The sequence below is a fragment of the Methylomonas sp. LL1 genome, from assembly GCF_015711015.1.
GTDB lineage: Bacteria > Pseudomonadota > Gammaproteobacteria > Methylococcales > Methylomonadaceae > Methylomonas.
This window is the reverse complement of the sequence record NZ_CP064653.1, coordinates 840,473-863,356: the sequence shown is the minus strand read 5'-3', so window position 1 is coordinate 863,356 and position 22,884 is coordinate 840,473. Positions and strand designations below refer to the sequence as shown.

The following is a 22,884-nucleotide window of genomic DNA, read 5'->3' as shown; positions in this document are numbered from 1 at the left end:
CCCCGAACCGGCTTCATTCCGTGTCGGGGTTGCATGCTTCCTTGCTCAAGTTAATCCTTTAACCTCCAGCGTTCAAAGAATTTCGTCAAAAACAAGTTCCTGATATTCGAATGTCCTGTAGGGGCGAATTCATTCGCCCTGGGCGATTAAAATCGCCCCCTACATGAATTCAGGGAAATTATTTCCAACCAAACTCCAAGTCATCCTGTTCAAAACGTGTTGCCTATTTCCTTTAGGCTATAGGCTATTCCTGAGTCTCAGTTAAGCACACGTTTACGTCTATTAAGGCCAACCAAACCGGCTACCGCACTACCGAACAGCCAGACGGCACCTGGAACCGGAACAGCTTGAACACTCAAAGATGCTTGAATCGCGTAGGAACCTGCGTGATCACCAACATTAGCGTCAATTACGGTACCGGTAGAACCAAATGCACCACCTGTACCAATACTGTAATCACCCGCGGCCAGGAAATAGTTGATCAAAGTTTCAATATTACCAGTGCTGTTATTAACTGCAGTTTTGTATATTGCAGTGCCAACTACTGCGGAATTGTTAGCCATAGTTGTGTCGCCTAAGGCATCCCAGCGACCGTCTTTCCCAGCATCAATTGGCAATGAAGCGGCAGAATCATACGCACCAGCAGGAAACAAACCTTTGTAAATGGAAAAACCAACATCTGCCAGGTTTAAAGAAGTCGTCACATTAATTGCGGCACCATTTTGGTTAACGCTTGCGTAGGTACCCGCATTTAAACCAGTAACTGTAATACTGACCAAAGAGTCTTGGGCCAAGTTAAATTTAAATGGCTATGAACAAGTTGCAGGTTGAAGAAATACCGGGTCATGTGTGACGCATAGCGTGAGTAATCGGTTAGGAATCTGGTTTTCCCAAAATCGTCGATTCAACCGATAGCAAAATTCGTCGAGATATTCCTGTACATAGTTACCTGACACACCATGGTAAGTACCCAGCAAATAGCTTTTAAGGTTACTGATGACCACATGAACCCAAGGTAACCATTCACTCGCCATTTCAGGAGGGGTTACCTTGGCGATATGGTGATGTTCCTCGGCCAGCACATTGAGCGCAGCCAGCGCATCGGTATGCAGGGTTTGGCCTGGGGCAAGCGTTTGTTGGGCGAATGCTCTAACACTCTCGTGCGTCACCTGCTCAACCACCTTCATAGCCACAAAGCCGGGCTTACCATCATTATGTTCGCAAGCCACTAAAATAGTGGTTTTACCGGCGGCGCCTCGCCCGCGTTTACCGGCACGTTTGCCGCCGATAAAGGCATCATCGAATTCGATAATGCCGCTTAGTTTGTACAGATTATTCTGATCACCCATGGCCGTGCGTAATTTTCTCAACAGCCGTTGCGCCGTCAGCCAGGAAACACCAATTAGTTTGGTCAGCCGCAATGCGGAGATACTACCCTTGTCCGACGATACCCAATAAAGACTCCAAAACCATTTCACGAGCGGTAATTTGGTGTTGTGAAACAAGGTGCCGGCTGTCACCGATGTGTGATGATGACAAACTGCACATTCGTAGACATGTCGTGTCTGGAGCAACCAACCTTTCTGATGGCCACAGCGTGGACAGCAAAACCCTTCAGGCCACCTGAGGTTGATGATGGCTTGAAGACAACTTTTTTCATCGGCAAAGTGCTGTTGCCACTCCCAAAAACTCGTGATCTTTGCTTGCATGACCGCTCTCCAGAATATCCCACTAAAATTCAGATCGGGTAACCTGTGGTAAGTTCATAGCCATGTAAATTTAAACCAAGCAGCGTGATGGCTATCACCCCAATCGCCATCTGCCGCATCAGACCAACCGATATTGCTGGTTACAGCTCTTACTGAAGGGTTATTGGCGTTCAAATTGTAGTAAGAAACGTGCGCGAACGCCTGGCTTGCAAACAAAAAGCTTGCTAGAGCAATTAGAGATAGTGCGATTTTTTTCATTTTTAATCCTCTTTACTGTACAAATAATTATTTATTGTTAACAGTAATGTTCTCGGCGTTGCCTCGGGAAAAGACAAACGCCGCTTCCTCCCCATCACTTTAGGAGGCGGCCCGGCCTTCTTGTTTTTGTTATTTTCAAGAACCGTGGCTTTCCGGCCCCGCCTCGCGACGGGTGTGGCTTGGTTGGCGAGGGGAAATCCAATAAACTAAAACATAAACTCATCATTCCCTGATCGGACCAGAAACCTAGCCAACTAAGAATGATTATCATATTACATGCCAAAACCCAGTAAAATCCTAGGTTTCAATGATATAAAATATTCCCTAATATACTTAAACAACCCCGGCGTTAATTAAACTGCGTTAAATGACTAACCAATATAGTCATTTGCCTCATTTATCAAAGACCTAGCCGTCATTTGGCATAAAAATACCCAAATCTGCCTTAGAAACGATGCCTTGGTGATAAAGCCATAACCCAACACACTCGTCATGGCCATCGGCAACCGTTACAATTGTCGGTTTTTATCAATCATGGCTTTCCATGATTGTTGTTTTGCATTTAGGGAACAAGGGCAGAGATCGACAATGGCACGACATTTGACTCCAGAAACAGCTCGCGAACGGCGTTTGCCGGCACCTTCAATCAAACCCGACCGGCTTTACAGCCTATCGTTTGCGTGTGTTGCCGCTGTCGGCGATTCAAACCAATCAGCGTTTTTTGCTGAATTCAACATTTCGGGACACTTTCTCCCACCCATGAGTATGCTATGAGTCAGACTGAAATCGAATTAAAACAGCTGATCATCGACACTCTGGCACTGGAAGAGGTGAACGTCGACGATATCAAGTCCGACGCCGCGCTGTTTAATAGCGGCCTGGGATTGGATTCGATCGACGCACTGGAGTTGGGCTTGGCAATCAGGAAGAAATACGACGTCAAAATCGACGTCGAACACGATGACGTGGTTAAGATCTTTGCTTCGGTATCCGCATTGGCTCAATTCATAGAATCCGTCCGCCAATAAGTTGAAAAACCACGACGGCTTGAGCGCAAATCAATAGGGTGATTTTTTAGACGATTAACTGACTCTAGGGCCAGCCCAATTATGGCCAATCGTAACCGATGAGGTCATTACAAGCGGAATAATTGATATTCTTCCAGTCCACAAACCTTATTCCGGCCACTGTCCTTGGCCTGATAAAGCGCCTTGTCGGCCAAATTGAGCAGGCTGTCGATGTTGGAAATTTTTTCCCTCAGCGTCGCCACGCCTATACAAATGGTGAACTGCAACGACACCCCCGCTTCCAACGGAATTGTGGTGTTGGCGACAAAGTTTCTGAGCCGCTCGGCGACTTCAAGCGCCTTACTGCTATTGGTTTCGGGCAGTAGCACCGCAAACTCTTCCCCACCTAGGCGTCCTGGAATATCAACTTCCCGCAATGTCTGCGCAAAGATACATCCCATTTTTTGCAGAACTTTATCGCCGACGGCATGACCGAAGCTATCGTTGATTTTCTTGAAGTGATCAATATCCAGCATGAATATCGAAAGCGAATTGCCGTATCGTTGTGCTCGCGCCAGCTCCATTTCGCCCTGTTCCATGAAATGGCGACGATTGGCAATACCGGTCAGGTAATCGAAATGGGCCTGGTGTTCCAGTTCGGCCAATAATGTCTTGCGTTCTCTGATGTCCCGCACGAATGCGCAGTGATATTCGCAATCATCGAAAACGATATAGTTAGCGGCAATTTCTACCGGTATTTCACAGCCTTCACGGGTTCTATGCACCGATTCAAATTGCAGCGAACCTCGCTGCTTGACTTGTTGCCAGTGGTTCCTCCAAGCCTCTCGGCTAAAACCGGGATCGATATCCATCACGGTACGCGTCAGCAATTGTTCACGGCTATAGCCTAGAAATTGGCACGCGGTATTATTAACGAATTGGAAACGGGCATCGGCCGTGATCCAATAGATACACTCGATGGCGCAATCGACTGAAAACTGGGTTAGCTGCATCTTTTTCTCTGCCTGCTTACGCTCGGTAATGTCGATAATCGAAGCAATGTAGCCGGCCAATTCCTGGTTTTGGGTAAAACAGGGACTGAACGCTAGATGGATAAAAATCCGGCTATCCGAGGATTTGTAGGTTTCATAGAGCCTGTTGCGCTTAATCTGCTGAAAATCGATGAAGCGCTCTTCCGAAGCCGATAAGCCCTGCCGTAGCGCGGCTTTAGTTTCCGGTAGCACTGCGGGGTCGTCGAATAAACAATAGCGCTCCAACGGATCGTCGGGAGCGACACCAAACATTTCTCGGGCCGCCCGATTCACGGCTAGAACTTTGCCATTCCGGTCCAGAACGTTGATACCGATCGGTGAATAATCAAAAAAAGCCTTCAGATTAGCTTCGCTGTCGCGCAATGCCTGTTCCGCTTGTTTTCGTTCGGTGACATCATCGTAAATGGCTACGATCTCGCCGCTAGGCAGCGGATAGATGTAGTTATCGCGCCAACCCTGAATCCGTCCGTCTTGATAAAACGAGACCGGAAAGCTTTCGGCTTGTCCGGTTTTCGCAACCCGCCTCAGTACCTCGGGCAAACCAAACGCATCGATATTGGGAAAGATTTCATCCAATTTTTTGCCGATCAACTGGTGCCGGCTGATTTTCTCGATGCGTTCGGCCGCTTGGTTAAACTCGGTGAACATGAAATTCCGGCCATCCTCGCAAGGTTTATAGACCGCCACGCCGCTACTCATATTTTCGAACAATGCGGCCAATCTGGCTTCGCTGTCGGCCAAGGCTTGTTTTTCTTGTTGTAATTGCAGATTTTTATCGGACAGTTCCCGTGTTCTATCCCGAACTCGCCGAGTCAGCTCGTTATTGAGTTTTGCCAATTCGGCCGTCGCCTGTTTTTCACGTAAACGGACCAGGCCACTGGAGGCCAACATCCGTGCAATTTGCGCGTACACTTGGGTGATGATTTCGATCCGCTGCCGGGAAAGCACCGGCACCTTGGCGATAGCATCCAGATAGTCGACTTCGTCGAAACCATATTGCCGAGCTTGCCCGCGAAAAAATTCGAAATCCGGTGGTTCGGTAAAGCATTGGCCGGTAAATACATTCGCTACATGTTGGCCATCGACAACAATAGGCATCGCCGTGTCCACCAAACCGTTCAGACAGTTATAGATCGCGAAATCCTCCCCCTTCAGCATGCTTTTGACCAGCGACGTGTCGCTTTCGATGCAATTGATGCAAGTTTGCGGATTGACCCGATGAAATTTGACACAAGTATCCTGCCAACCGGAACTGGTAATCACCACGCCATCGGTGTCGATAATCGCATTGGCGATACCGATTACTTGACTCAAGCTGTCCATCAGCGTCCGCAGACTGTCGACATCGACGAGTTCTAAATACTTGATGGTTTGACCGGACATGTGACTATTCGAATGAACTGTTGGATTATCGTGGCTGCCTTGGCAACCATAATAGCAGCAAATCGAAGGCGTCAATAACCCAGGGCAACTACTTACTTGCCTTGCCGATACCTATGAGTTAGAAACAGAAGATGGACCGGCTTCCCTTGGTGAGTCGGCTAAGGATTTCGCCAAAAATAACGTCCCGGTTTCGATGCTTGTATATCGTGGGAGGGGCTTTAGCCGCGACTTGTCAAGCCTTCGGTCGCGGCTAAACCCCCTCCTAACATCGTCCAGCCGGGAAGTTGTTTTTTACCAAACCCTAAGCCAAGATCGGCCGAGTTCATCGCAAAAGTTTCCCGAATATGTATGTCTTGCAGAGAAATAGAGATTGATGGGGATAAAACAATAAAAACCACCCAAGATGTAGCAAGCGCATATCTTGGGTGGTTCCGGTCTTTCGCTTAGTAATCGAAAGAGGCCTTGACAAAGTAAGTACGTTGCGGGAATGGGTGATTTTCAAAGGCGCTCTGATCGAACACATTATCGATACCGGCCGAAATCGTGCTTTTCAGATGCTGATAAGTCGGCAATTGATAGCTGGTTTTCAGATCGACAAAGGTGTATTCATCGGTACCGCCATAAACATTGGACTCGGTATCGGTATTCTCCAACCGTTGAAACACATCGCTCCGGTAACGCACCGCCGCCGAGAAATCCCATACCGGCAAGATGTGGTAGGTCGCCGAAGTATTAACCTGCAGTTTGGGAATTCTATCCCATTCGTTGCCGACCAAGCCGGTATTGCGGCTGTTTTTCACGATCTGCTTGTTCATAAAGGTGCCGTTGACCATGAAATCCAGGGGCAAATCAAACAGTTGATTTTGTTGGAAGGTCAGATCCACGCCGATGGTTTCGGTTTGTTCGATCGGTTGAAAAGTGGTCACGGCTACGTTGCCAAAGTTTTGCAAGGTATTGGCGATTTCATCGTTGATCAAATCGTAGAAAAAATTCGCCCGTACAAAACCTTTGGCTAAATCATATTGGGCCATCAAGTTATGGAAATAACCGTTTTCCGGTCCCAAGCCGGGAAATGCTATTGATTGGGTATTAAAGCGGGAGTTGCTCAGGAACATCTCTTCGGCAATCGGGAAACGATAGGCTTTCGAGAACGAATAGCGGAAAGTCCAGACATCGGGTGAAAACTCCAACGACGCTTTCGGCGAAATCCGAGTCGCATCCCGGTCGGCATAATTTTCAGTCGAGGTAGCGGTATAAACGTGCCCGCCAATAGCCTGCCAATTATCCAAACGGGCGCCGGCCATGATGGCCCAATCAGGCAAAAAGCGCCATTCCAACTGCGAAAACACGCTATTAGTCTGGGTTTCGCCGCCGCTATCATTGGTCATGCCCGCCCTGGTACCGGCGACATAGTTATTGCTATCAAATGTCTTACTATTTAACGACGCATGGCTCAATTGGTAACCGCCCATGAACGACAAATCCTTGTTTTGCAGGAAATTATCGGTAGACAGCTTAATATCGTAATTGGCCCACCAAGCATCGATATCATTCACCTGGCCTTTATTCCGATTAAGCGGATGATTGGGATTTAATGACGACGATACCGATTTATCCCTGAACGCATCGTAGTAGCTGGCCGTGGTATCGATACTCCAATCTTCCGAAACTTTACCTTTCAAACTCAAACCATAGTTGAGAGCCTGACGCTCGGATTCGGATACGTTAAAGGTCGCCCCAGGTACCGCGAACCGTTTTCCGTCCTGCCGATAGTTGGTACTCTGGCTGTCGCCGGTATTCGTCGCCCCGCCCCAAACGGTATTACCGTTACTATCCTTCAGTAAACTCAAGGGGTCGTCGGTTACGCCAAGACGCTCTTCATAAGCGATGGTGAAACGGCCTTGCAGGTCCGGGGTAAAATCGTAACCCAGTTTGACCTTAAACAAATCCGTAGTGGACTGGGCTATACCGTCGTCCCCCAGATACATGCCAGGCGTAGCGTTCGGCTGACGCTCCTGAATCCCCCCGGTTACGGCCGTGCCCCCGGCCGCGGTTGAGGTTGCCGTGGTTCTCGGCGTCATCGGCTGCCCTTCGTTTTCCAGATGGTTATAGGAGGCAAACAGGCTGAACTTGTCGAAGCGATTACCGGCCGATATATTGGTTTTAAAACCGCTCAAGGTGTCGTTGCGGCCGCGCCGATGCGCGTCTTGAAACATGCCCATCGCATCGACATGCGCTTCAAACTTGTCCGGCATGCGCGTATTCAGATTGACGACGCCGCCAAACGAATTACCGCCGTATTGCGCGGAAAAAGGTCCGTACAGTACATCGGCCGATTCCACTTCGCTGGGCGACACCATGGACCAGCGCGGCGCGCCGTTGAAAGTAGTACGCAAGGGATTATGCAGCGGCATGCCGTCGGCAAACACCATGGTATGCGCGGTTTGGAACACGTTGGAGCCGCGCATGCCCAATGAACCATTCGGATCACCGATATAACGTTTACGTATATTCAGTGATGGCGAAAATCTTAAGTAATCTTCAACAGTCGTGGCATTAACGAATTTTTCGACTTCCTTGACATTCACCTGATAGGTTGGCGTGGCCTTCGCGGTTTGCGGGAACAATTGCCCTTCGGTTGATGAAACTTCGACGGCTTCAAGTTTGACGGCTTCAGGTTCGGCGGCCCGCGGCGCTGTCGGTAAAATCATGACACCCGGCAGCAACATGATTGCCGGCGTTATTTTAGTTGTTCTATGCATGAGTCGTGTTACCTGGTTATTCAGTCAATATCAAACTCCAAAAATCCACTTTTGCGGCAAGCAAAGCAGGAATAGAGCTTGATTTAGATCGCAACCCTTATACCAACAACACCAAATAACTTAAAATACAGTATCTTATAAAATATGTAAGCATTAAATTACAACCCTAATACTCGGTATTTCCGCCCTTCCCAGTTATACAATAATTAATCTGCGTTAAATAACCGATTATTTTGACGATTTCAGGGGGATTTGCCACATCAACTAAAAATCATTCTCAATTAAAAAAGCCTGATATAGCCGATTCCGAATGGCCGGAAGCCAGGTATAATCAGGCTGTCATCACTAAACGAAAACCAGAAGACCTTCTCCCAATTAATTAAACTATGCTATATGACATAAATTAGCGGGTTGTAATGCGCCAAATACCTCGGTATTTTTGCCGACAATCCGCCGTCATGAATTAAAATGACTCCAACGCCCTGATTTGATAGCCTTGGCCGTTGCGCCAGGATAAATAAATGGCCGCCCGATCGGCCACCAAATATGGGTAATCCGCCGGCCCAGCCGCGGTAGCGACCTGCCTGGGTTCTGACCAGCTCTTGCCGGCATCAGACGACCGTAAAAGCCGCACCACGGTGTTAGTGCCATCAAACTCTAACCAAGTAATAGCCACCTGTTGGCCCAGGGTTGCCAGATGCGGGTGCATTGCCCCCTGCCCGCCGAAATGCATGCTGCCGGCGAATGTCAAGCCTTGATCCGTCGAATAACCATAATACAGTCCCTGCCGAGACTCTGCCCCGCTAAACCAAACAGCGTGATAAGCCCCATCGTCGGCAATCGCCAAAGCCGGCCCGTGATGCGGACAAGCGTCGATTTTCCAGTTTTCATGACTCAATTGCCTCAATTCACCTGGGGTTTGCCAATTTTCAAATTTAATCAAGGCGTGATCCCGAATACCGCCGGGAAACACATGCCGCCAAATCACCACCGGTAGATTGTCTAAGTCCAGTGCCGTACCCAGCCGACAACATTCGCAGGTATGCGGAGCCACTAACTGGTTGGCATGAAAACTTTTTCCGCCATCATCCGACCAAGCGTAATACAGCGACGTCCCCAAAAATTCCGCACTGCCGGTTTTGGCTTTTTCCTTATCCCGCGCATCCAGCCAGGCAATGAAAATTTCACCGTTTTCACCGACTAACAGACTATCGAAGCGGTGGCTGATTACATCTTGGTTATCGTTGACCGTCACCGGCTCGGAAAAACTTTTGCCGCCATCAAGCGAACGGCTGAAACGAATATGACCGGTATGACGTTTATCCAGACTACGGGTCCAAGTCAGAAAAATATTGCCTTGTTGGTCCAATTGAATTTTTGGCCGATATTCATCGTGGGCAATAATCGGCTCGGCAATCTTATTCACCACAACCGGCTCGGAAAAGCTATTGCCTTTGTCACCCGAACGCTGCACATAAACATGATCTTGATTAACCCAGGCCACCCAGAGCCTGCCCTTTGAGTCAAAAACAGCCGTTACCGTATTCGAGCAAGCGACGGAAGCCGTGGTTTTATCAGAACAAACCACGAGTTTTCCAGCGGCCGAATCCTTGTTGCTTACATCCGTTGCCGGCTGACTCGGCGCCTGCGATGCGCAAGCACTAACGAGCAATGAAGCCGTTAAAAAAAACCAAAAACCCATTTTCATTTTATTGATCCCAAAGTCGATAACTGATTCAGGCCGATTGATAGTCGCCCAGCCTGAAAACGATAACCCAAGCCAAAAAACTTTGCTACTAAACGATTTTCATCCTGGATAAGCCTCGGTTATGATGCCGATTCGTTCATTCTTCTAGCAAGGTATCCAAATGACATCCAAAACCGTGTTCGCCGGATTGCTGTTATCGGCCCTAGCCGTTAGCAGCAGCCAAGCCCAAGAAAAATTCGTTAAAACCTTCAATCCCGGCAGTTACCAACAAATCCTGCGGGAAAATGCCGCCAAACCGTTTATCTTAGCCGTCTGGTCGGTCGATTGCCCTTCGTGCCTGAAGGATATGGGCGTGCTGAACCAGATTCGGCAAAATCATCCGGACTTGAAAATCGTCATGCTCTCCACCGACGATCCCAGCGCCACCTCCGAAGTCAAGAACATCCTGGCCCGAAACCGGTTAGGCGACCTCGATAACTGGATATTCGGCAGCGACGACGCGCAAAAATTACGTTACGAAATCGATCCTGGCTGGTATGGCGAATTACCCAGAACCTATTTCTTTTCCTCGACACATAATCGCGTCGGCAAAAGCGGGGCTTTGAAAATCGAGGAATTTGAAACCCAAATTTCCAAAATCAAGCCCTGAGGCCTGCTGCCATGAAGCCAACCAGCCAAGTTTTATTGCAATTTGACCCTGCGCTGAACCAACTTGGCAACGGCAAAAGACTGGCTGGCGGTTTATCCGTGGTCACCCGAATCGGCGACACACTCTGGCTGGCCAACGACGAAACAGCGAGTTTGGAAAGGCTAACACTGTTCAAAACCGACCAGAACACCCAATTTATCGGTCTCAATCACTGTCAGTTCCGCTTATCGGATTTTTTAAAACTGCCTGTAACGCCCGATATTTCCGTTCAAGCCGGGCAAGAAGTCGACTTGGAAGGCCTGGCCCATGCCGACGGTTATTTGTGGATGATAGGTTCGCACAGCCTTAAGCGCGGCAAACCCAAACCAGATCGTGGCGATGACGCTAACCAAGACAAATTGGCCACCGTATCGAGCGAGGGCAACCGCTATCTGCTGGCCAGAATCCCCGTAGTGGAAAATAACGGTCTCTATAGCCTGGTCAAAAAAGTCGAAACTCAGGGTAAAACCTTAAAAGCCGCTTGTCTGCACGCTGATAAGGACGGCAATGAACTCACTCAAGCGCTGAAAAAGGACAGGCATTTAGCGGCGTTCATGGCTATTCCCGGCAAAGATAACGGTTTCGACATCGAGGGCCTGGCGGTCGTGGGCAAACGATTGTTTATCGGCTTACGCGGCCCGGTGTTGCGCGGATGGGCGTTGATTCTGGAAATCGAGCCGGATGAACAAGGCAAACATCTGCGGAATATTGGCCCCAAGCATGCGTTGTATCGTAAACATTTCCTGCAACTGGATGGCCTGGGCATACGCGACTTGTGTTTGTCCGGTTCGGATTTATTGATTCTGGCCGGACCGAGCATGAATCTGGACGGCCCGGTTGCGGTTTTTCGCTGGCCGGATGCCGCGACAGTGGATCAAGAATGCCTGGTTCCGGCCGCTGAACTGGAACGTATCCTAGAAATCCCTTATGGGCAAGGTGAAGACCATCCGGAAGGCATGACATTGTTTTCCGCCGACCACAAAGACAAGCTTTCGATCCTGATCGTCAACGATTCCGCTGCCGCCAATCGCCAGCCCTCGCCGGAAGGTTTACTGGCCGATGTTTTCAGGTTGCCATAGGCAACGAGAATGTCGCGCGATACCGGCCATAGCCTTGCCGGAATTCCGCCACTATACTCTTCAAGATAACCCACTCCGTCACATTGGCCACCCGCATTGGAGAACGAAAAATGAGCGACATGAAAGTTAAAACCCGTTTAAGCCTAGGTTTTGGCGGCGTGTTACTGTTGCTAGCCATTATTGCCGGTCTCAGCATTTCTCGAATGAATCAACTTTTGCTGAATATCGACGACATGGTCAACGATAAATTCCCCAAAACCGTCTGGGCCAATAATGTTATCGATAATATCAATGTCATAGCGCGCGCCATGCGGAACACGCTGATAGTCGATGATAAAGACACCATCACTAAGGAACTGAACCGAATTAAGCAAGCCCGTAACAATATTTCCGAAAACCTGGATAAGCTGGACAACGGTATTAAAACGGTGGAAGGCAAAACCTTGTTACAGGCCGTGCAGGATGCCCGCCGCCCGTATCTCCTGGCCCAAGATCAATTCATACAGTTGGCCGGCGAGGGCAAACAGGATGAAGCCGCTCAACACCTGCTGACCAAAGTCAGACAATTACAAACCGCCTATTTTGATGCCATCATCAAACTAATCGATTACCAAGTCCAGTTAATGGCAAAAACCGGGGAGGAAGCAAAGGCCACGGTAAACAGCAGTGGCAATATCATCAAAATTCTAGCCCTGATATCGTTGATTTTAGGCTGTATCGCGGCTTATTGGATTACCCGCGCATTGATGAATCAGCTCGGCGGCGAGCCCGGCTATGCCGCCGATACCATGAAAAAAATGGCCGCCGGCGATTTGTCTGTCGATGTCATGCTTAACCCCGGCGATCAAGGCAGTTTATTGTATGACTTGAAAATGATGCGCGATCAACTGAGCCAGGTCGTGCAACAGGTGCGCGGCAATTCGGATGCATTAAGCAGCGCGTCCAAGGAAGTCAGCGCCACCGCGCAAGCCATTAGTCAGGCCACTACCCAACAAGCCACCAGTGTCGAAGAAACCACCAGTTCCATCGAGCAACTTAACGGCTCGGTCCAGCAAAATACCGAAAACGCACAGGTGACCGAAAAAATGGCGAGCAGATCGGCCGACGAGGCTAGACAAGGCGGGGAAGCCGTTATCGAAACCGTCAAAGCCATGAAACACATTGCCAAGAAAATCGGCCTGATCGAGGACATTGCCTATAAGACCAACCTGTTGTCATTGAACGCGGCCATTGAAGCGGCTTCGGCCGGCGAACATGGCAAGGGCTTTGCCGTGGTGGCGGCCGAGGTTAGAAAGCTTGCCGAAAGCAGCCGTATGACCGCCGAGGAAATCAACGAACTGGCCTCCAACAGTGTCGCCATTGCCGAAAAAGCCGGCGACTTAATCGCCAATGTGTTGCCCACCATCATTAAAACATCCGACCTGGTACAAGAAATCGCCGCCGCATCCACCGAGCAAGCCAAGGGCATCAATCAAATCGGCGAAGCCATGCACCAACTGGACAAAGTCACCCAACAAAATGCCGCGGCCTCGGAAGAGATGGCGGCCACCTCCGAGCAGTTAAACGGCCAGGCTGAACAGTTACAGAGTGTGGTTAGTTTTTTTAAACTGGACGATGATTGAAAAATTCAGCCGAAGTAGATGGACAAAAAGCCCCGTCAGTCGGTTATATTTTTCCCGGGAAATGGCCTAAGTAACGCGGCAAACTGTTCGGCTGGTAGCGGCGGGCTGAATAAATAGCCCTGCATTTCATCGCAGCCTTGCTGATTCAAAAAAGTCTGTTGCTCGATGGTTTCGACGCCTTCGGCGATGGTTTGCAGCCCCAGGCTCTGGGCTAGACTGATCACGGCACTGACGATAGCTTTGTCCTCGGCGTCGGTACTGATGTCGCGCACAAAGGACTGGTCGATCTTGAGCTTGTAGACCTTGAATTTTTTCAGATAACTCAGCGAGGAATAACCGGTGCCGAAATCGTCGATAGCCATGCGTACACCACGTTGGTGCAGATTGTTGATCACATCGATGGCGCTTTCCGGGTTCCGCATTGCCACGCCTTCGGTCAACTCCAATTCCAGATAGCCAGGCGCCAAGCCTTCTTGATCCAACACGCGCGAGACCAAGTCCGGCAGGTCGGGGTGGCGAAACTGAACCGCGGATAAATTGACGGCCATCACCACTGAACCTAGCCCCTCGGCTTCCCAGGCTTTCGCCTGCCTCGCGGCGCAACGCAACACCCATTCTCCGATCGGCAGAATCAGCCCGCTGTCTTCGGCAACGGGTATGAACTCAGCCGGCGACACCATGCCCAGCGCCGGATGCCGCCAACGCAGCAAGGCTTCCGCACCGATGATTCGGCCGTCGGGCATCGACACTTGCGGCTGGTAGTAGACCTGCAGTTGCTCAAGTGTCAGTGCGTGACGTAAGGCGTTCAGCAATAACAAATTACGCGTTGCTTTCGCCTGCATCTCCGGAGTGAAAAACCGATAGCCTTGGCGGCCTTCCTGTTTAGCGTTATACATCGCGGCATCGGCGCTTCTGGATAATGTTTCCAGATCCTCGCCATCGCCGGGATAAAGCGCAATACCAATCGATGCAGTCAGGGTCAGATTATAGTGCTCGATCGAATAAGGCTCCGCGATGGCATCCAACAGTTTTTGCGCCACATAGGCGGCTCCGCGTGCATCGATGCCGGGCAACAGCAAAATGAATTCATCCCCACCTAGGCGCGTGACCGTATCCTCCTCCCTCAGCAATCGGCGCAGACGATCGGCGAGTTTAATCAACAGGGCGTCGCCGACACTATGGCCAAGCGTGTCGTTAATATCCTTGAAGCGGTCGAGATCGAGGAACATCAAGGCCAAATATCCATGACCGCGCTTGGCCAGACTGACGGCATACCTGACGCGGTCATCCAACTGAGCCCGATTAGGTAAGCCGGTCAATGGATCGAAGTTAGCCAAAAGATCAATGCGCGCCTGTGCCAGCTTGCGTTCGGTGATGTCTTGCACCGTGCCGACACCCGCGAGACAGTTGCCGGCCGCATCGAACTCCAATTCGGCCCGCTCTTCCACCCAGTGGATGTCACCTTTTACGACAATGCGATGCTCGATGTGGTAAGGCGCGCCTTTCAACGCGGCTTGCCAGGCATTATTGACATGATCCACATCATCCGGGTGCACATGGGAGAGGAATAATGGGTAGTCCACCGGAGTATCCGGGGATACTCCGAAAATGCGGTGGGTTTCGGCCGACCATTCCAAACTGCCTTGCTCCAGATCCAGACGCCAACTGCCGATTTTGGCCACGGCCTGCGCCCGATTGAGGTTGGCTTCGCTACGCAGCAATGCCAGTTGAGTCTGCTTTATTGCCGTTATATCCTGATAGACACCCAGTACGCCCATGGTTTGCCGCTCGAAATTAAGCAGAGGTACTTTGGAAGTTCTTAACCAAATAGTCTCGCCATCGGACTTGATCAAGGGCTCTTCGTAGAAAAATTTGGGAATGCCCGAATCCATCACTCGGCGGTCGTCGGCTCGATACAACTCCGCCAGCTCCCGCCACGCGAGTTGATTGTCGTTCTTGCCGATCAGATCGCTAGGGCTATCGACACCCGCATCCTGGGCAAAAGCCGGATTACAGCCCAGATACACCGATGCCAGGTCTTTCCAAAAAATACGCAGTGGTACAGCGTCAATAATGGTCCGCAGCAAATTACGGGATTCCGCCAAGTCCGAGCGCACTTGCCTACGTTGATTTTCTCGTTCAAAGTTGTCGAGGGCGTAATCAATGTCCATCGCCATTTCGACCAACAAGTTACGCGCGGCCTCGTCAAAGGCGTTGGCGGTGGTGGCATAAAGCGTCAGAACCCCAGCCACTTCGCCATTCCGATGCAAAGGCAGCGCGGCCGATGCTTTCCAGTCGAACTTGGCACCGCGTTCGCGCCAGGGGGCGGTAGCCGGATTTTGTTGAAAATCCTGACACCAGTACGGACGATCCTCGCGCATGGCCGTGCCGGTTGGCCCGCGACCGAACGGGTCATTGGGATCGATTGAGATCTCGATGTCTTTTAGATAGTCGGCGTCATTGCCATACCAAGCAACAGGTTTGATTTTCCCGCCCTCCCGATCCAGCCAACCAATCCAGGCCAGCTTCATGCCGCCAAAGGTCACGGCGGCGTGGCAGATTTCCGAAAACAGCTGCTGTTGATTTCCACAACGCACGATAGCCTGATTGCACTGACTCAAGGCGGCATAGAGTTGCGTCAGACGCTGATTTTTGGCTTCGGCCAGTCGGTGTTCGGCATCGAGTTGGGCCAGTTGGACTTGCGTTTCGGACACCCACGCCATGATGCTGTTTTTCCTGCCGTGGCCGACCGGAATCACCGATGAAAAATCGCCGCTAGCCAGGCGGACCAGAACGTCATGCAATTCATCAAGCGAACCGCCCAATATATTGAATAAACTCCGATAAGCTCGCCACAACATCAGCACCAACAATAGGCCGAAGGCAATGAACACTCCTCTCAATAGCTTGGCCTTAAGCAATGCATTTTGAACCGCCGCCGATGTACGGCTATCCATCATCCGATAGAACTCACTGATCGGCCGCATAATCTCGGCCTTGGCTTGATGATAGGCCGTATCTCGCAGTATCAGGCTAGCTCTGTTTCGGTCAGCTTCGGTCGGCGAAGAAACTGACTCGAGCTGCCGCATCGCGGCATACTCGGTGTGGGTAAGCGCGTCCGATCTAGCCTTGGCTTCCGCCAGTTTCGCAAATTCGGCTTCGCTGAATCCGGCCTGCCGCATCAGGTCCAGCAAGGGAATCTTCCGAGAGCTGTCCGGCCTTGGCCGGCGATCGTCCTGCAAAACCAAATCCCAATAGATCAAATGATAGTCAACCGGTCTTGCCTGCTTGCCGTCTCGGATATCGAGGATTTCTTGATAGTGGCGTTTATAGATGGGGTCGCCGGTTGTTACATAACCGCGAACCATCCGTGACAAATCGTCGGACGATTGGCGTAATTCGTCGGCCAGAAAATAGGATTGGAACCGTAGTTCATTGGCTAAATCGATTTGTTTTTCGGACCGGACATAGATCACAAACACCACCGCAAACACGATGAACATTGCCATGGTCAACCAAAGACTGGCGGAGAATCGGAACAAATGCTTTTTGAGAGACGTCATTGTGTCTTTAGGGTTATTCGGCGTTGGATATTGCCAGCAAACAACGTCAAAATCGATATTGTTTTTTAATGCCTATTTTATGTGAATTAGAAAATCGGGTATGAAAATTAACGACATAAAAAAGGGTTTGGTTATTCCTAACCAAACCCTTTTAATCCAAGTCAACGATTTAATCGGATTAGCGATACACCAACCGGCTATGCATAAACCACCAGCAGCACGTTGTTGCTGACAACCCAGCCGTAAAATGTCACGGCCGACATCAATGATGCCGTAATCCAGCGGCTTTTCATTTTATGCCGATCGTAAAACATGAATATCAGTACGGAAAGGCAGGCCGCTTTCAACAGGGTAATGGAAAAACCCAGGCCCAATAGTTCAACAAAATAGTTCAAAACAGGATTTACCTCGTCGACGGAGGTAAAGTTCAAACCCAGATAGGTCACAACGCCATCGGCGACATGAAGCAATCCAAATAAAACGATTAATAAAGTATTCATGCCTAGTCTCCGTGTCGTTAATTAACCAATCGGTTATAAAATGTATGTCGGTATGTGGGCTAACTCACTCGCATACTTTGTAAAAATGGTTCAGCCAAAGCAGTAACGACAAAATGGAACATTGAATGTAAACATTGCATTAGCTTAATAAGCTGGCGGAAGATAAGGGAATCGAACTCAGTTTCCTAAAATCCGTAATACCTGCTTCAATCAATTTAAAGCAATGTTCAAGCCACTTTAAATTAAAGTTTTAAATCGATAAACTCGGATTTGGGAACAGTGTATAAAGTCCGCAAAAACGCCCGGCCAGCATGGATTGGGTCGCGTGGCGAGAAAGTAATCCGGATGGAATTGCGGCCCATACACGTGCAAATTCAATCAGTTAAGTTTCTTAAACGCCTCATAAACCAAGCGTTTATCGCAAAATTGATCGGGGAGGCACGATAGACCCGCGTTGATCGCAGTATATCATCATTTCCTAATAATAAAAGCGCACGCGGGAAAAGCCTTTGACAACAGTGTAAAAGGGAACCCGACCACGCTTGAAAGTCTACACCCGTGTCCCAAAGCTGTCATCTCCCTGGCGCCTTTGGCGGATAAGTTGCCTGATGTACTGTCATGACTGCCAATTTTGGCAACACTACGGCCTTCAGGAGGAAGCCCGCCAACCACCGCCCAAGGCTTTATATAGCTGTACCAGTGCCACCAAAACATCCAGCCGGGCTTGAACCTGATTGTTCTGAGCAGTCAACCAACTCTGTTGGGTATTCAGCAAGGTTTGGTAGTCGATTGCGCCGACCCGATATTGCTCTTGCGATAATCGATAAGCTTCCCGCGCTTGGTTAACCGCCTCGGCCAGCGCCCGCATCCTTTGCATGGATTGACTACGCACCGCAGCGGAATCCTCGACTTCCTTGAAAGCCGTCAACAAGGTTTGCTGGTAGATTTCCACCAATTCGGCGTTACGAGCCCTGGCGTCCTCCAAGCCACCTTCCAAGCGTCCACCTTGAAAAAGAGGCTGCGCCAGATTGGCGGCCATGGCCAATGCTAGACCGGCCGGCTGTGGGCTGGCCAGCAGGGTGTCCAGATTCAGTTGTAATTTGGGATAAAACGCGGCAAGCGCGATACCGATATCGGCGTTGGCGGCTTGCAATTGCATTTCTACTTGCCTCACATCGGGGCGGCGTTGCACCAAGCTGGACGGTTGTTGCGGATTAATCACGGGCAAGCGCACATCGGCCAATTGCTCCGCCCCCTCCGCGATCTTCCCGGGAGACAGGCCCAGCAAGATGGACAAGGCGTTTTCCGCCAGGGTTTGCTGTTGAACCACCAGATCGAGACTGGCTTGGGCGCTGGCCTGTTCGGTTCTTTGCTGAGCCAGATCGACCGCGGATATGGCACCGGCCTGAAAACGGGCTTCGACAATAGCCAGTACATCGTTGACATTTTGCAGAAATTCGATGGCGATGCGTCTACGTTCCTTAACCGCCAGCAAATTGAAATAAGCTTGGCCGACATCGGCCATCACCACCAATTGCAACGCATCGCGAGCGTAAGTCTCGCTCAGTAGCAGAGCCTGTCCCGCATCGCGCTTGGCGCGATTGGCACCCCAAAGATCGACTTCGTAGGCCACCGAAACCAGCGCGGATTTCCTTTGAGTGTCGCCCAACTTATTATGCGTATTGCTAAAATCGCCTTCCAGCCCCAATGCCGGCCACAAATCGGCACCGGCGATTTTGGCTTGTGCCCTAGCCTGTTCCACCCGTTGTCCGGCGGCCGCCAGATCGTTGTTATAGGCCAGCGTGGCTTTGATCAAACGCTCAAGCTCGGCACTGCCGAAGGCGGTCCACCATTGTGGATCGACCTGGCTGGCTGGCCCGGTGCTGGCTTCGCGCCAATCCGCCGGGATGTCCAAAGCCGGTTGCTGGAAGTTGGGCACCAGATTACAGGCAGTCAACGACAAGGAAACGATCAATACTTTCGATTTCATCCGGCCATCACTCCGCCGCCAACGCCACGACCGGATCCAGATGCGCCGCCTTGCGCGCCGGCAAATATCCAAACAACAAACCGGTACCGAAAGCGCAGGAGAACGCCATTATGGCCGGCAACGGCGAAAAAACCACGGCCATATCCAGGGAACGCAACAGCATGCCCAGCGCAAAACCGAGCAACACTCCGATCATGCCGCCCAGGGTGCAAACCACCGCCGCCTCGGTGTTGAATTGCAGCAAAATATCCCGACGCCGGGCGCCGGTCGCCATTCGGATACCAATTTCGCGGGTACGCTCGGTGACGCTGACCAACATGATATTCATCACCCCGATGCCGCCGACCAGCAACGAAATGGCGGCGACAATGCCCAGCATCATCGTAAAGGTACTCTGGGTTTCTTCGGCGGTTTCCAGGATGGAAGCCATGTTACGTATCCGGAAATCCTCGGTTTGATGACGTGCCAATAACAAATCGGTAATCGCCTGCTGGGTGTCGTCGATTTGGGTCACGTCCTCCACCCGCACGGTAATACCGTTCAGATAATTCTGCCCGAACAGCCGGATCAAGCCGGTCGTCAACGGAATAAATACCGCATCGTCCTGGTCCGTTCCCATCGCCGAGGCTCCCTTGGCGGCCATCACGCCGATCACTTCAAAGGGAATATTCTGTAACAACACATATTTACCCAAGGGATCAATTCCTTCCGGAAACAGTATCTTGGCTACGGTTTGCCCCAGCACGACCACCGGCGCATAGCGCTGCAAGTCATCCTCGCTGAAAAAATCGCCGGTTGCGATCGGCCAATCGCGCACGACCGGCATGCTGTGCGCCACGCCTTGCACACTGCTGGCATAATCGATGTTTTCGTAACGTAGGGTTAAGCGGGCGTTGCGCTCGGCGGAGGCCCATTCCACATTATCCAATTCGGCAATCGCATCGGCATCGGCCGGCACCAGCGTAGCGACATCGGAACTACCGCGTAATCCCGGCGCACCAGGTCTGACAGACAACACATTAGTCCCCATCGCCTTCATCTGATCCAGCACTTTCTTCTGGCTACCCTCTCCCACCGCCATCATCGTCACCACGGCGGCGACACCGATGATAATCCCCAGCAAGGTCAGGGCGGTGCGAAACAGATTGACCCGCAGTGAGCGTAATGCGGTTTTGGAGGCCTCCAGTAATTCGGCCAAAATGCCTACCGCATCGATTTCATGATGTTCCGGCACCTGCGCAATTCTTTCGCCACGGTTTTCGCCGCTATCGCTGACGATCTTACCGTCACGGATACTGATGATGCGCTCGGCATGGGCGGCGACATGCTCGTCATGGGTGATCAATAAAATGGTACGGCCACGGTTGTGCAATTCCCGCAACAGGCTCATCACTTCCTTACCGCTTTGACTATCGAGCGCGCCCGTGGGCTCATCAGCCAGAATCACCGGCGGATTGTTCATTAATGCCCTGGCGATTGCCACCCGCTGCTGCTGTCCGCCGGACATCTGCATGGGCCGGTGTCCGCTACGCTCGGCCAAGCCCAATTGATCCAGCAATTGCAAGGCCCGGTTTTCCCGCACGGTTTTCGGCATGCCGGCATACAAGGCCGGAATTTCAATATTTTCCGCCGCCGAGGCTGTATTGAGTAGGTTGTAACGTTGAAATACAAAGCCGAAGGTCTCTCGGCGCAAGGCCGCCAATTGGTCGGCATCCAGACCGGCGACTTCCCGATTCAACACTCGATAGACGCCTTTGTCGGGCTTATCCAGACAACCGATCAAATTCATCAAGGTCGATTTTCCGGAGCCCGACTGGCCGATGATCGCCACGAATTCGCCAGGCCAGATGGTCAGCGACACATCGTCCAGCGCCCTGATAATCGACTCGCCGTTGGGATAGAAGCGCTGGATATGTTCGAGCCGCAACAAGGGCGATTGATTTCCCGATCGTTCGGCACTCATAAGCGCGGCGTACCCGAGGCCGGATAACCCTTGTCTTTCTTCCTGCCGTTGGTTTTATCGTCAAGACGAGCCGCGCTCAACAATTCGGCGCCGGCTTCGATACCGTCCCGTGCCTCGGCGAAGCGCCGATTCAGCAAGCCGACATGCACGATTTTTTCCGTTACCCCATCGCCGTCGACTTGTTTGACTTTATAGGCGCGGCCTTTGTCGTTATCGGCATCCGCCATTCTGGCCCCTAAAGCCGCCACCGGAATCAAAGTCACCTGTTCGGCACTGCCCAACACGAAAAACATCTGGGTACTCATACCCGACATCAATTGCCGATCCCGATTGTCGACATCGACCAGTACGTTATACAGCACCACATTATTAACCACTTCCGGAGACGGTAAAATTTGCCGCACCGTGCCATGCCAACGTCTGCCGCCCGAACCCAGCGTGGTGAAATACACCGGAACATCAGGCTTCAAGCGCATCACATCGGCCTCCGCCACCTGCGCCCGCACCGTCATAGCATCCAATTTGGCCAACTGCAGGATCATCGGCGTGGTTTGATTGGCATTGAGGGTTTGCCCGAGCCTTGCAGTACGTGTCACCACGGTACCGTCCATCGGCGCAAATATTTTGGTGAAACTCAAATTGGCGCGATCGCCGCTCAAAGTAGACTGAACTTGCTCTATCTGGGCCTGAATCGAATCGGCGGTAGCCACGGCCTTCTTTAGATTGAACTCGCTGTTTTGAAAATCCTGCTCGCTGACGCCCTTGATCTTCATCAACTCACGGTTACGCTCGAATTGCTGGCGAGCAAAAACCACGTTGGCCTGCTGCCCGGCCAGTTGTGCCCGCAGATTTTTGATATTGGCCTCGTCGGCCTGCACCCTGGCCGCGTAAACCCTTGGATCGATTTCCACCAGCAATTGCCCGGCGGTTACATCATCGCCAATGTCGACATAAAGTTTTTGCAATTGGCCCGTGACCTGAGCGCCGACATCGACGTATTCTTTCGGCTCCAACTTGCCTTGCGCGGTGACATTTTCTTCGATGTCGCCCACAATCACTTTCAACGTGGTTTGATTTTTATCTTCCCCCGCCTTGGAAGGCATCAAAAAATACCAGCCGCCACCGGCTATCAGTAACAGCACGATTGGTAGCCTGGCTTTACGGGCAATCGTTCTAACAGTTATTAAACGGCTCATGTTGATTCGCAATCGGGCGAGATTCACAAATAAAAAAGGCATCCTAGGATGCCTTTTTCAAATTAAACGGAGCTTAAGGCGATTTTCCGCGAAAAATGTACCTGAACGGGCTTTGGATTGCGTCAAAAATAAGTTCCCAATATCACATGTCCTGTAGGGGCGAATTCATTCGCCCTACAAAGAATTCACGGAAATTATTTCCAACCCAATCCTTAAGCGATTTATGGCAATCAATGTATCCAATCCAAGCCATTTACCGTTGACTGAGCGAAGCCGAAGTCAACCGTCCGCTTAGGCTACTTAGGCTTCGCTAATCAGCGAACGGCCTATTTAGCATTGACAATAAATACAAATTTTCTCAAAAATCACCTTATTGACCGGTGGCTTGCTTGCATAGGCTGACT

General features: G+C 50.9%; 15 protein-coding genes and 1 riboswitch. Of the genes, 4 read left to right on the top strand and 11 right to left on the bottom strand.

Annotated elements, in window-relative coordinates; translation table 11 throughout:
- Positions 1–257: 257 nt before the first annotated feature.
- Genes IVG45_RS04490 through IVG45_RS04480 form a run of 3 tightly spaced genes read right to left on the bottom strand, consistent with a single transcriptional unit; the run spans position 258 to position 1,967 of the window.
- A complete protein-coding gene (locus tag IVG45_RS04490) occupies positions 258–794 on the bottom strand; it encodes a hypothetical protein (protein ID WP_196436687.1) in 537 nt (178 codons plus the stop codon).
- Between the two features lie 15 nt (positions 795–809).
- Positions 810–1,709, bottom strand: coding sequence for an IS1595 family transposase (locus IVG45_RS04485; protein ID WP_196434642.1), 900 nt, complete (start codon positions 1,707–1,709; stop codon positions 810–812).
- Positions 1,710–1,763: 54 nt separating this feature from the next.
- Positions 1,764–1,967 carry a hypothetical protein gene (locus IVG45_RS04480; RefSeq protein WP_196436686.1) on the bottom strand — a complete coding sequence of 68 codons (204 nt, stop codon included), beginning with the start codon at positions 1,965–1,967 and terminating at the stop codon, positions 1,764–1,766.
- A 102-nt stretch (positions 1,968–2,069) separates the two neighbouring features.
- Positions 2,070–2,156: riboswitch (cyclic di-GMP riboswitch) on the bottom strand.
- Positions 2,157–2,737: 581 nt separating this feature from the next.
- On the opposite strand from IVG45_RS04480, the gene IVG45_RS04475 reads away from it, so the two are divergent.
- Positions 2,738–2,995 (top strand): phosphopantetheine-binding protein, encoded by a 258-nt coding sequence (locus tag IVG45_RS04475; protein WP_196436685.1) that lies wholly within the window; start codon positions 2,738–2,740, stop codon positions 2,993–2,995.
- Positions 2,996–3,102: 107 nt separating this feature from the next.
- On the opposite strand, the gene IVG45_RS04470 is transcribed toward IVG45_RS04475, so the two are convergent.
- From IVG45_RS04470 to IVG45_RS04460, 3 genes are all read right to left on the bottom strand, one after another.
- Positions 3,103–5,409 (bottom strand): diguanylate cyclase, encoded by a 2,307-nt coding sequence (locus IVG45_RS04470; RefSeq protein WP_196436684.1) that lies wholly within the window; start codon positions 5,407–5,409, stop codon positions 3,103–3,105.
- A 443-nt stretch (positions 5,410–5,852) separates the two neighbouring features.
- Entirely contained in the window at positions 5,853–8,171 is a 2,319-nt protein-coding gene (locus tag IVG45_RS04465; protein ID WP_196436683.1) for a TonB-dependent receptor, read from the bottom strand.
- 463 nt (positions 8,172–8,634) lie between these two features.
- Positions 8,635–9,879: a sialidase family protein gene (locus tag IVG45_RS04460; RefSeq protein ID WP_196436682.1), complete on the bottom strand. Its 1,245-nt coding sequence runs from the start codon at positions 9,877–9,879 to the stop codon at positions 8,635–8,637.
- A 160-nt stretch (positions 9,880–10,039) separates the two neighbouring features.
- Between IVG45_RS04460 and IVG45_RS04455 the strand changes: the two genes are divergently transcribed.
- The 3 genes from IVG45_RS04455 (at position 10,040) to IVG45_RS04445 (ending at position 13,268) form a co-directional block, all read left to right on the top strand.
- Positions 10,040–10,528, top strand: coding sequence for a TlpA family protein disulfide reductase (locus tag IVG45_RS04455; protein WP_196436681.1), 489 nt, complete (start codon positions 10,040–10,042; stop codon positions 10,526–10,528).
- An 11-nt stretch (positions 10,529–10,539) separates the two neighbouring features.
- Positions 10,540–11,646 (top strand): DUF3616 domain-containing protein, encoded by a 1,107-nt coding sequence (locus IVG45_RS04450; RefSeq protein WP_196436680.1) that lies wholly within the window; start codon positions 10,540–10,542, stop codon positions 11,644–11,646.
- A gap of 110 nt (positions 11,647–11,756) precedes the next feature.
- The gene (locus tag IVG45_RS04445) at positions 11,757–13,268 is read left to right on the top strand and encodes a methyl-accepting chemotaxis protein (protein ID WP_196436679.1); all 1,512 of its coding nucleotides are present in this window, start codon (positions 11,757–11,759) and stop codon (positions 13,266–13,268) included.
- 35 nt (positions 13,269–13,303) lie between these two features.
- Here IVG45_RS04445 and IVG45_RS04440 read toward each other — a convergent pair whose 3' ends face one another.
- From IVG45_RS04440 to IVG45_RS04420, 5 genes are all read right to left on the bottom strand, one after another.
- Positions 13,304–16,831, bottom strand: a complete 3,528-nt coding sequence (locus IVG45_RS04440) for a sensor domain-containing phosphodiesterase (RefSeq protein ID WP_196436678.1) — start codon at positions 16,829–16,831, stop codon at positions 13,304–13,306.
- 197 nt (positions 16,832–17,028) lie between these two features.
- Positions 17,029–17,331: a DUF5658 family protein gene (locus IVG45_RS04435; protein WP_196436677.1), complete on the bottom strand. Its 303-nt coding sequence runs from the start codon at positions 17,329–17,331 to the stop codon at positions 17,029–17,031.
- Positions 17,332–17,980: 649 nt separating this feature from the next.
- Positions 17,981–19,321: an efflux transporter outer membrane subunit gene (locus IVG45_RS04430; protein ID WP_196436676.1), complete on the bottom strand. Its 1,341-nt coding sequence runs from the start codon at positions 19,319–19,321 to the stop codon at positions 17,981–17,983.
- A 7-nt stretch (positions 19,322–19,328) separates the two neighbouring features.
- Positions 19,329–21,284: a MacB family efflux pump subunit gene (locus IVG45_RS04425; RefSeq protein WP_196436675.1), complete on the bottom strand. Its 1,956-nt coding sequence runs from the start codon at positions 21,282–21,284 to the stop codon at positions 19,329–19,331.
- On the bottom strand, positions 21,281–22,480 hold the full coding sequence (locus IVG45_RS04420; protein ID WP_196436674.1) for an efflux RND transporter periplasmic adaptor subunit: 1,200 nt from the start codon (positions 22,478–22,480) through the stop codon (positions 21,281–21,283). The genes IVG45_RS04425 and IVG45_RS04420 overlap by 4 nt, the downstream gene beginning before the upstream one ends.
- Positions 22,481–22,884: the final 404 nt, after the last annotated feature.

Bases quoted from the DNA above. Each gene is read 5' to 3' on its own strand.
- IVG45_RS04485 (WP_196434642.1), bottom strand. From the start codon at position 1,709: ATGCAAGCAAAGATCACGAGTTTTTGGGAGTGGCAACAGCACTTTGCC.
- IVG45_RS04480 (WP_196436686.1), bottom strand. From the start codon at position 1,967: ATGAAAAAAATCGCACTATCTCTAATTGCTCTAGCAAGCTTTTTGTTT.
- IVG45_RS04475 (WP_196436685.1), top strand. From the start codon at position 2,738: ATGAGTCAGACTGAAATCGAATTAAAACAGCTGATCATCGACACTCTG.
- IVG45_RS04470 (WP_196436684.1), bottom strand. From the start codon at position 5,409: ATGTCCGGTCAAACCATCAAGTATTTAGAACTCGTCGATGTCGACAGT.
- IVG45_RS04465 (WP_196436683.1), bottom strand. From the start codon at position 8,171: ATGCATAGAACAACTAAAATAACGCCGGCAATCATGTTGCTGCCGGGT.
- IVG45_RS04460 (WP_196436682.1), bottom strand. From the start codon at position 9,879: ATGAAAATGGGTTTTTGGTTTTTTTTAACGGCTTCATTGCTCGTTAGT.
- IVG45_RS04455 (WP_196436681.1), top strand. From the start codon at position 10,040: ATGACATCCAAAACCGTGTTCGCCGGATTGCTGTTATCGGCCCTAGCC.
- IVG45_RS04450 (WP_196436680.1), top strand. From the start codon at position 10,540: ATGAAGCCAACCAGCCAAGTTTTATTGCAATTTGACCCTGCGCTGAAC.
- IVG45_RS04445 (WP_196436679.1), top strand. From the start codon at position 11,757: ATGAGCGACATGAAAGTTAAAACCCGTTTAAGCCTAGGTTTTGGCGGC.
- IVG45_RS04440 (WP_196436678.1), bottom strand. From the start codon at position 16,831: ATGACGTCTCTCAAAAAGCATTTGTTCCGATTCTCCGCCAGTCTTTGG.
- IVG45_RS04435 (WP_196436677.1), bottom strand. From the start codon at position 17,331: ATGAATACTTTATTAATCGTTTTATTTGGATTGCTTCATGTCGCCGAT.
- IVG45_RS04430 (WP_196436676.1), bottom strand. From the start codon at position 19,321: ATGAAATCGAAAGTATTGATCGTTTCCTTGTCGTTGACTGCCTGTAAT.
- IVG45_RS04425 (WP_196436675.1), bottom strand. From the start codon at position 21,284: ATGAGTGCCGAACGATCGGGAAATCAATCGCCCTTGTTGCGGCTCGAA.
- IVG45_RS04420 (WP_196436674.1), bottom strand. From the start codon at position 22,480: ATGAGCCGTTTAATAACTGTTAGAACGATTGCCCGTAAAGCCAGGCTA.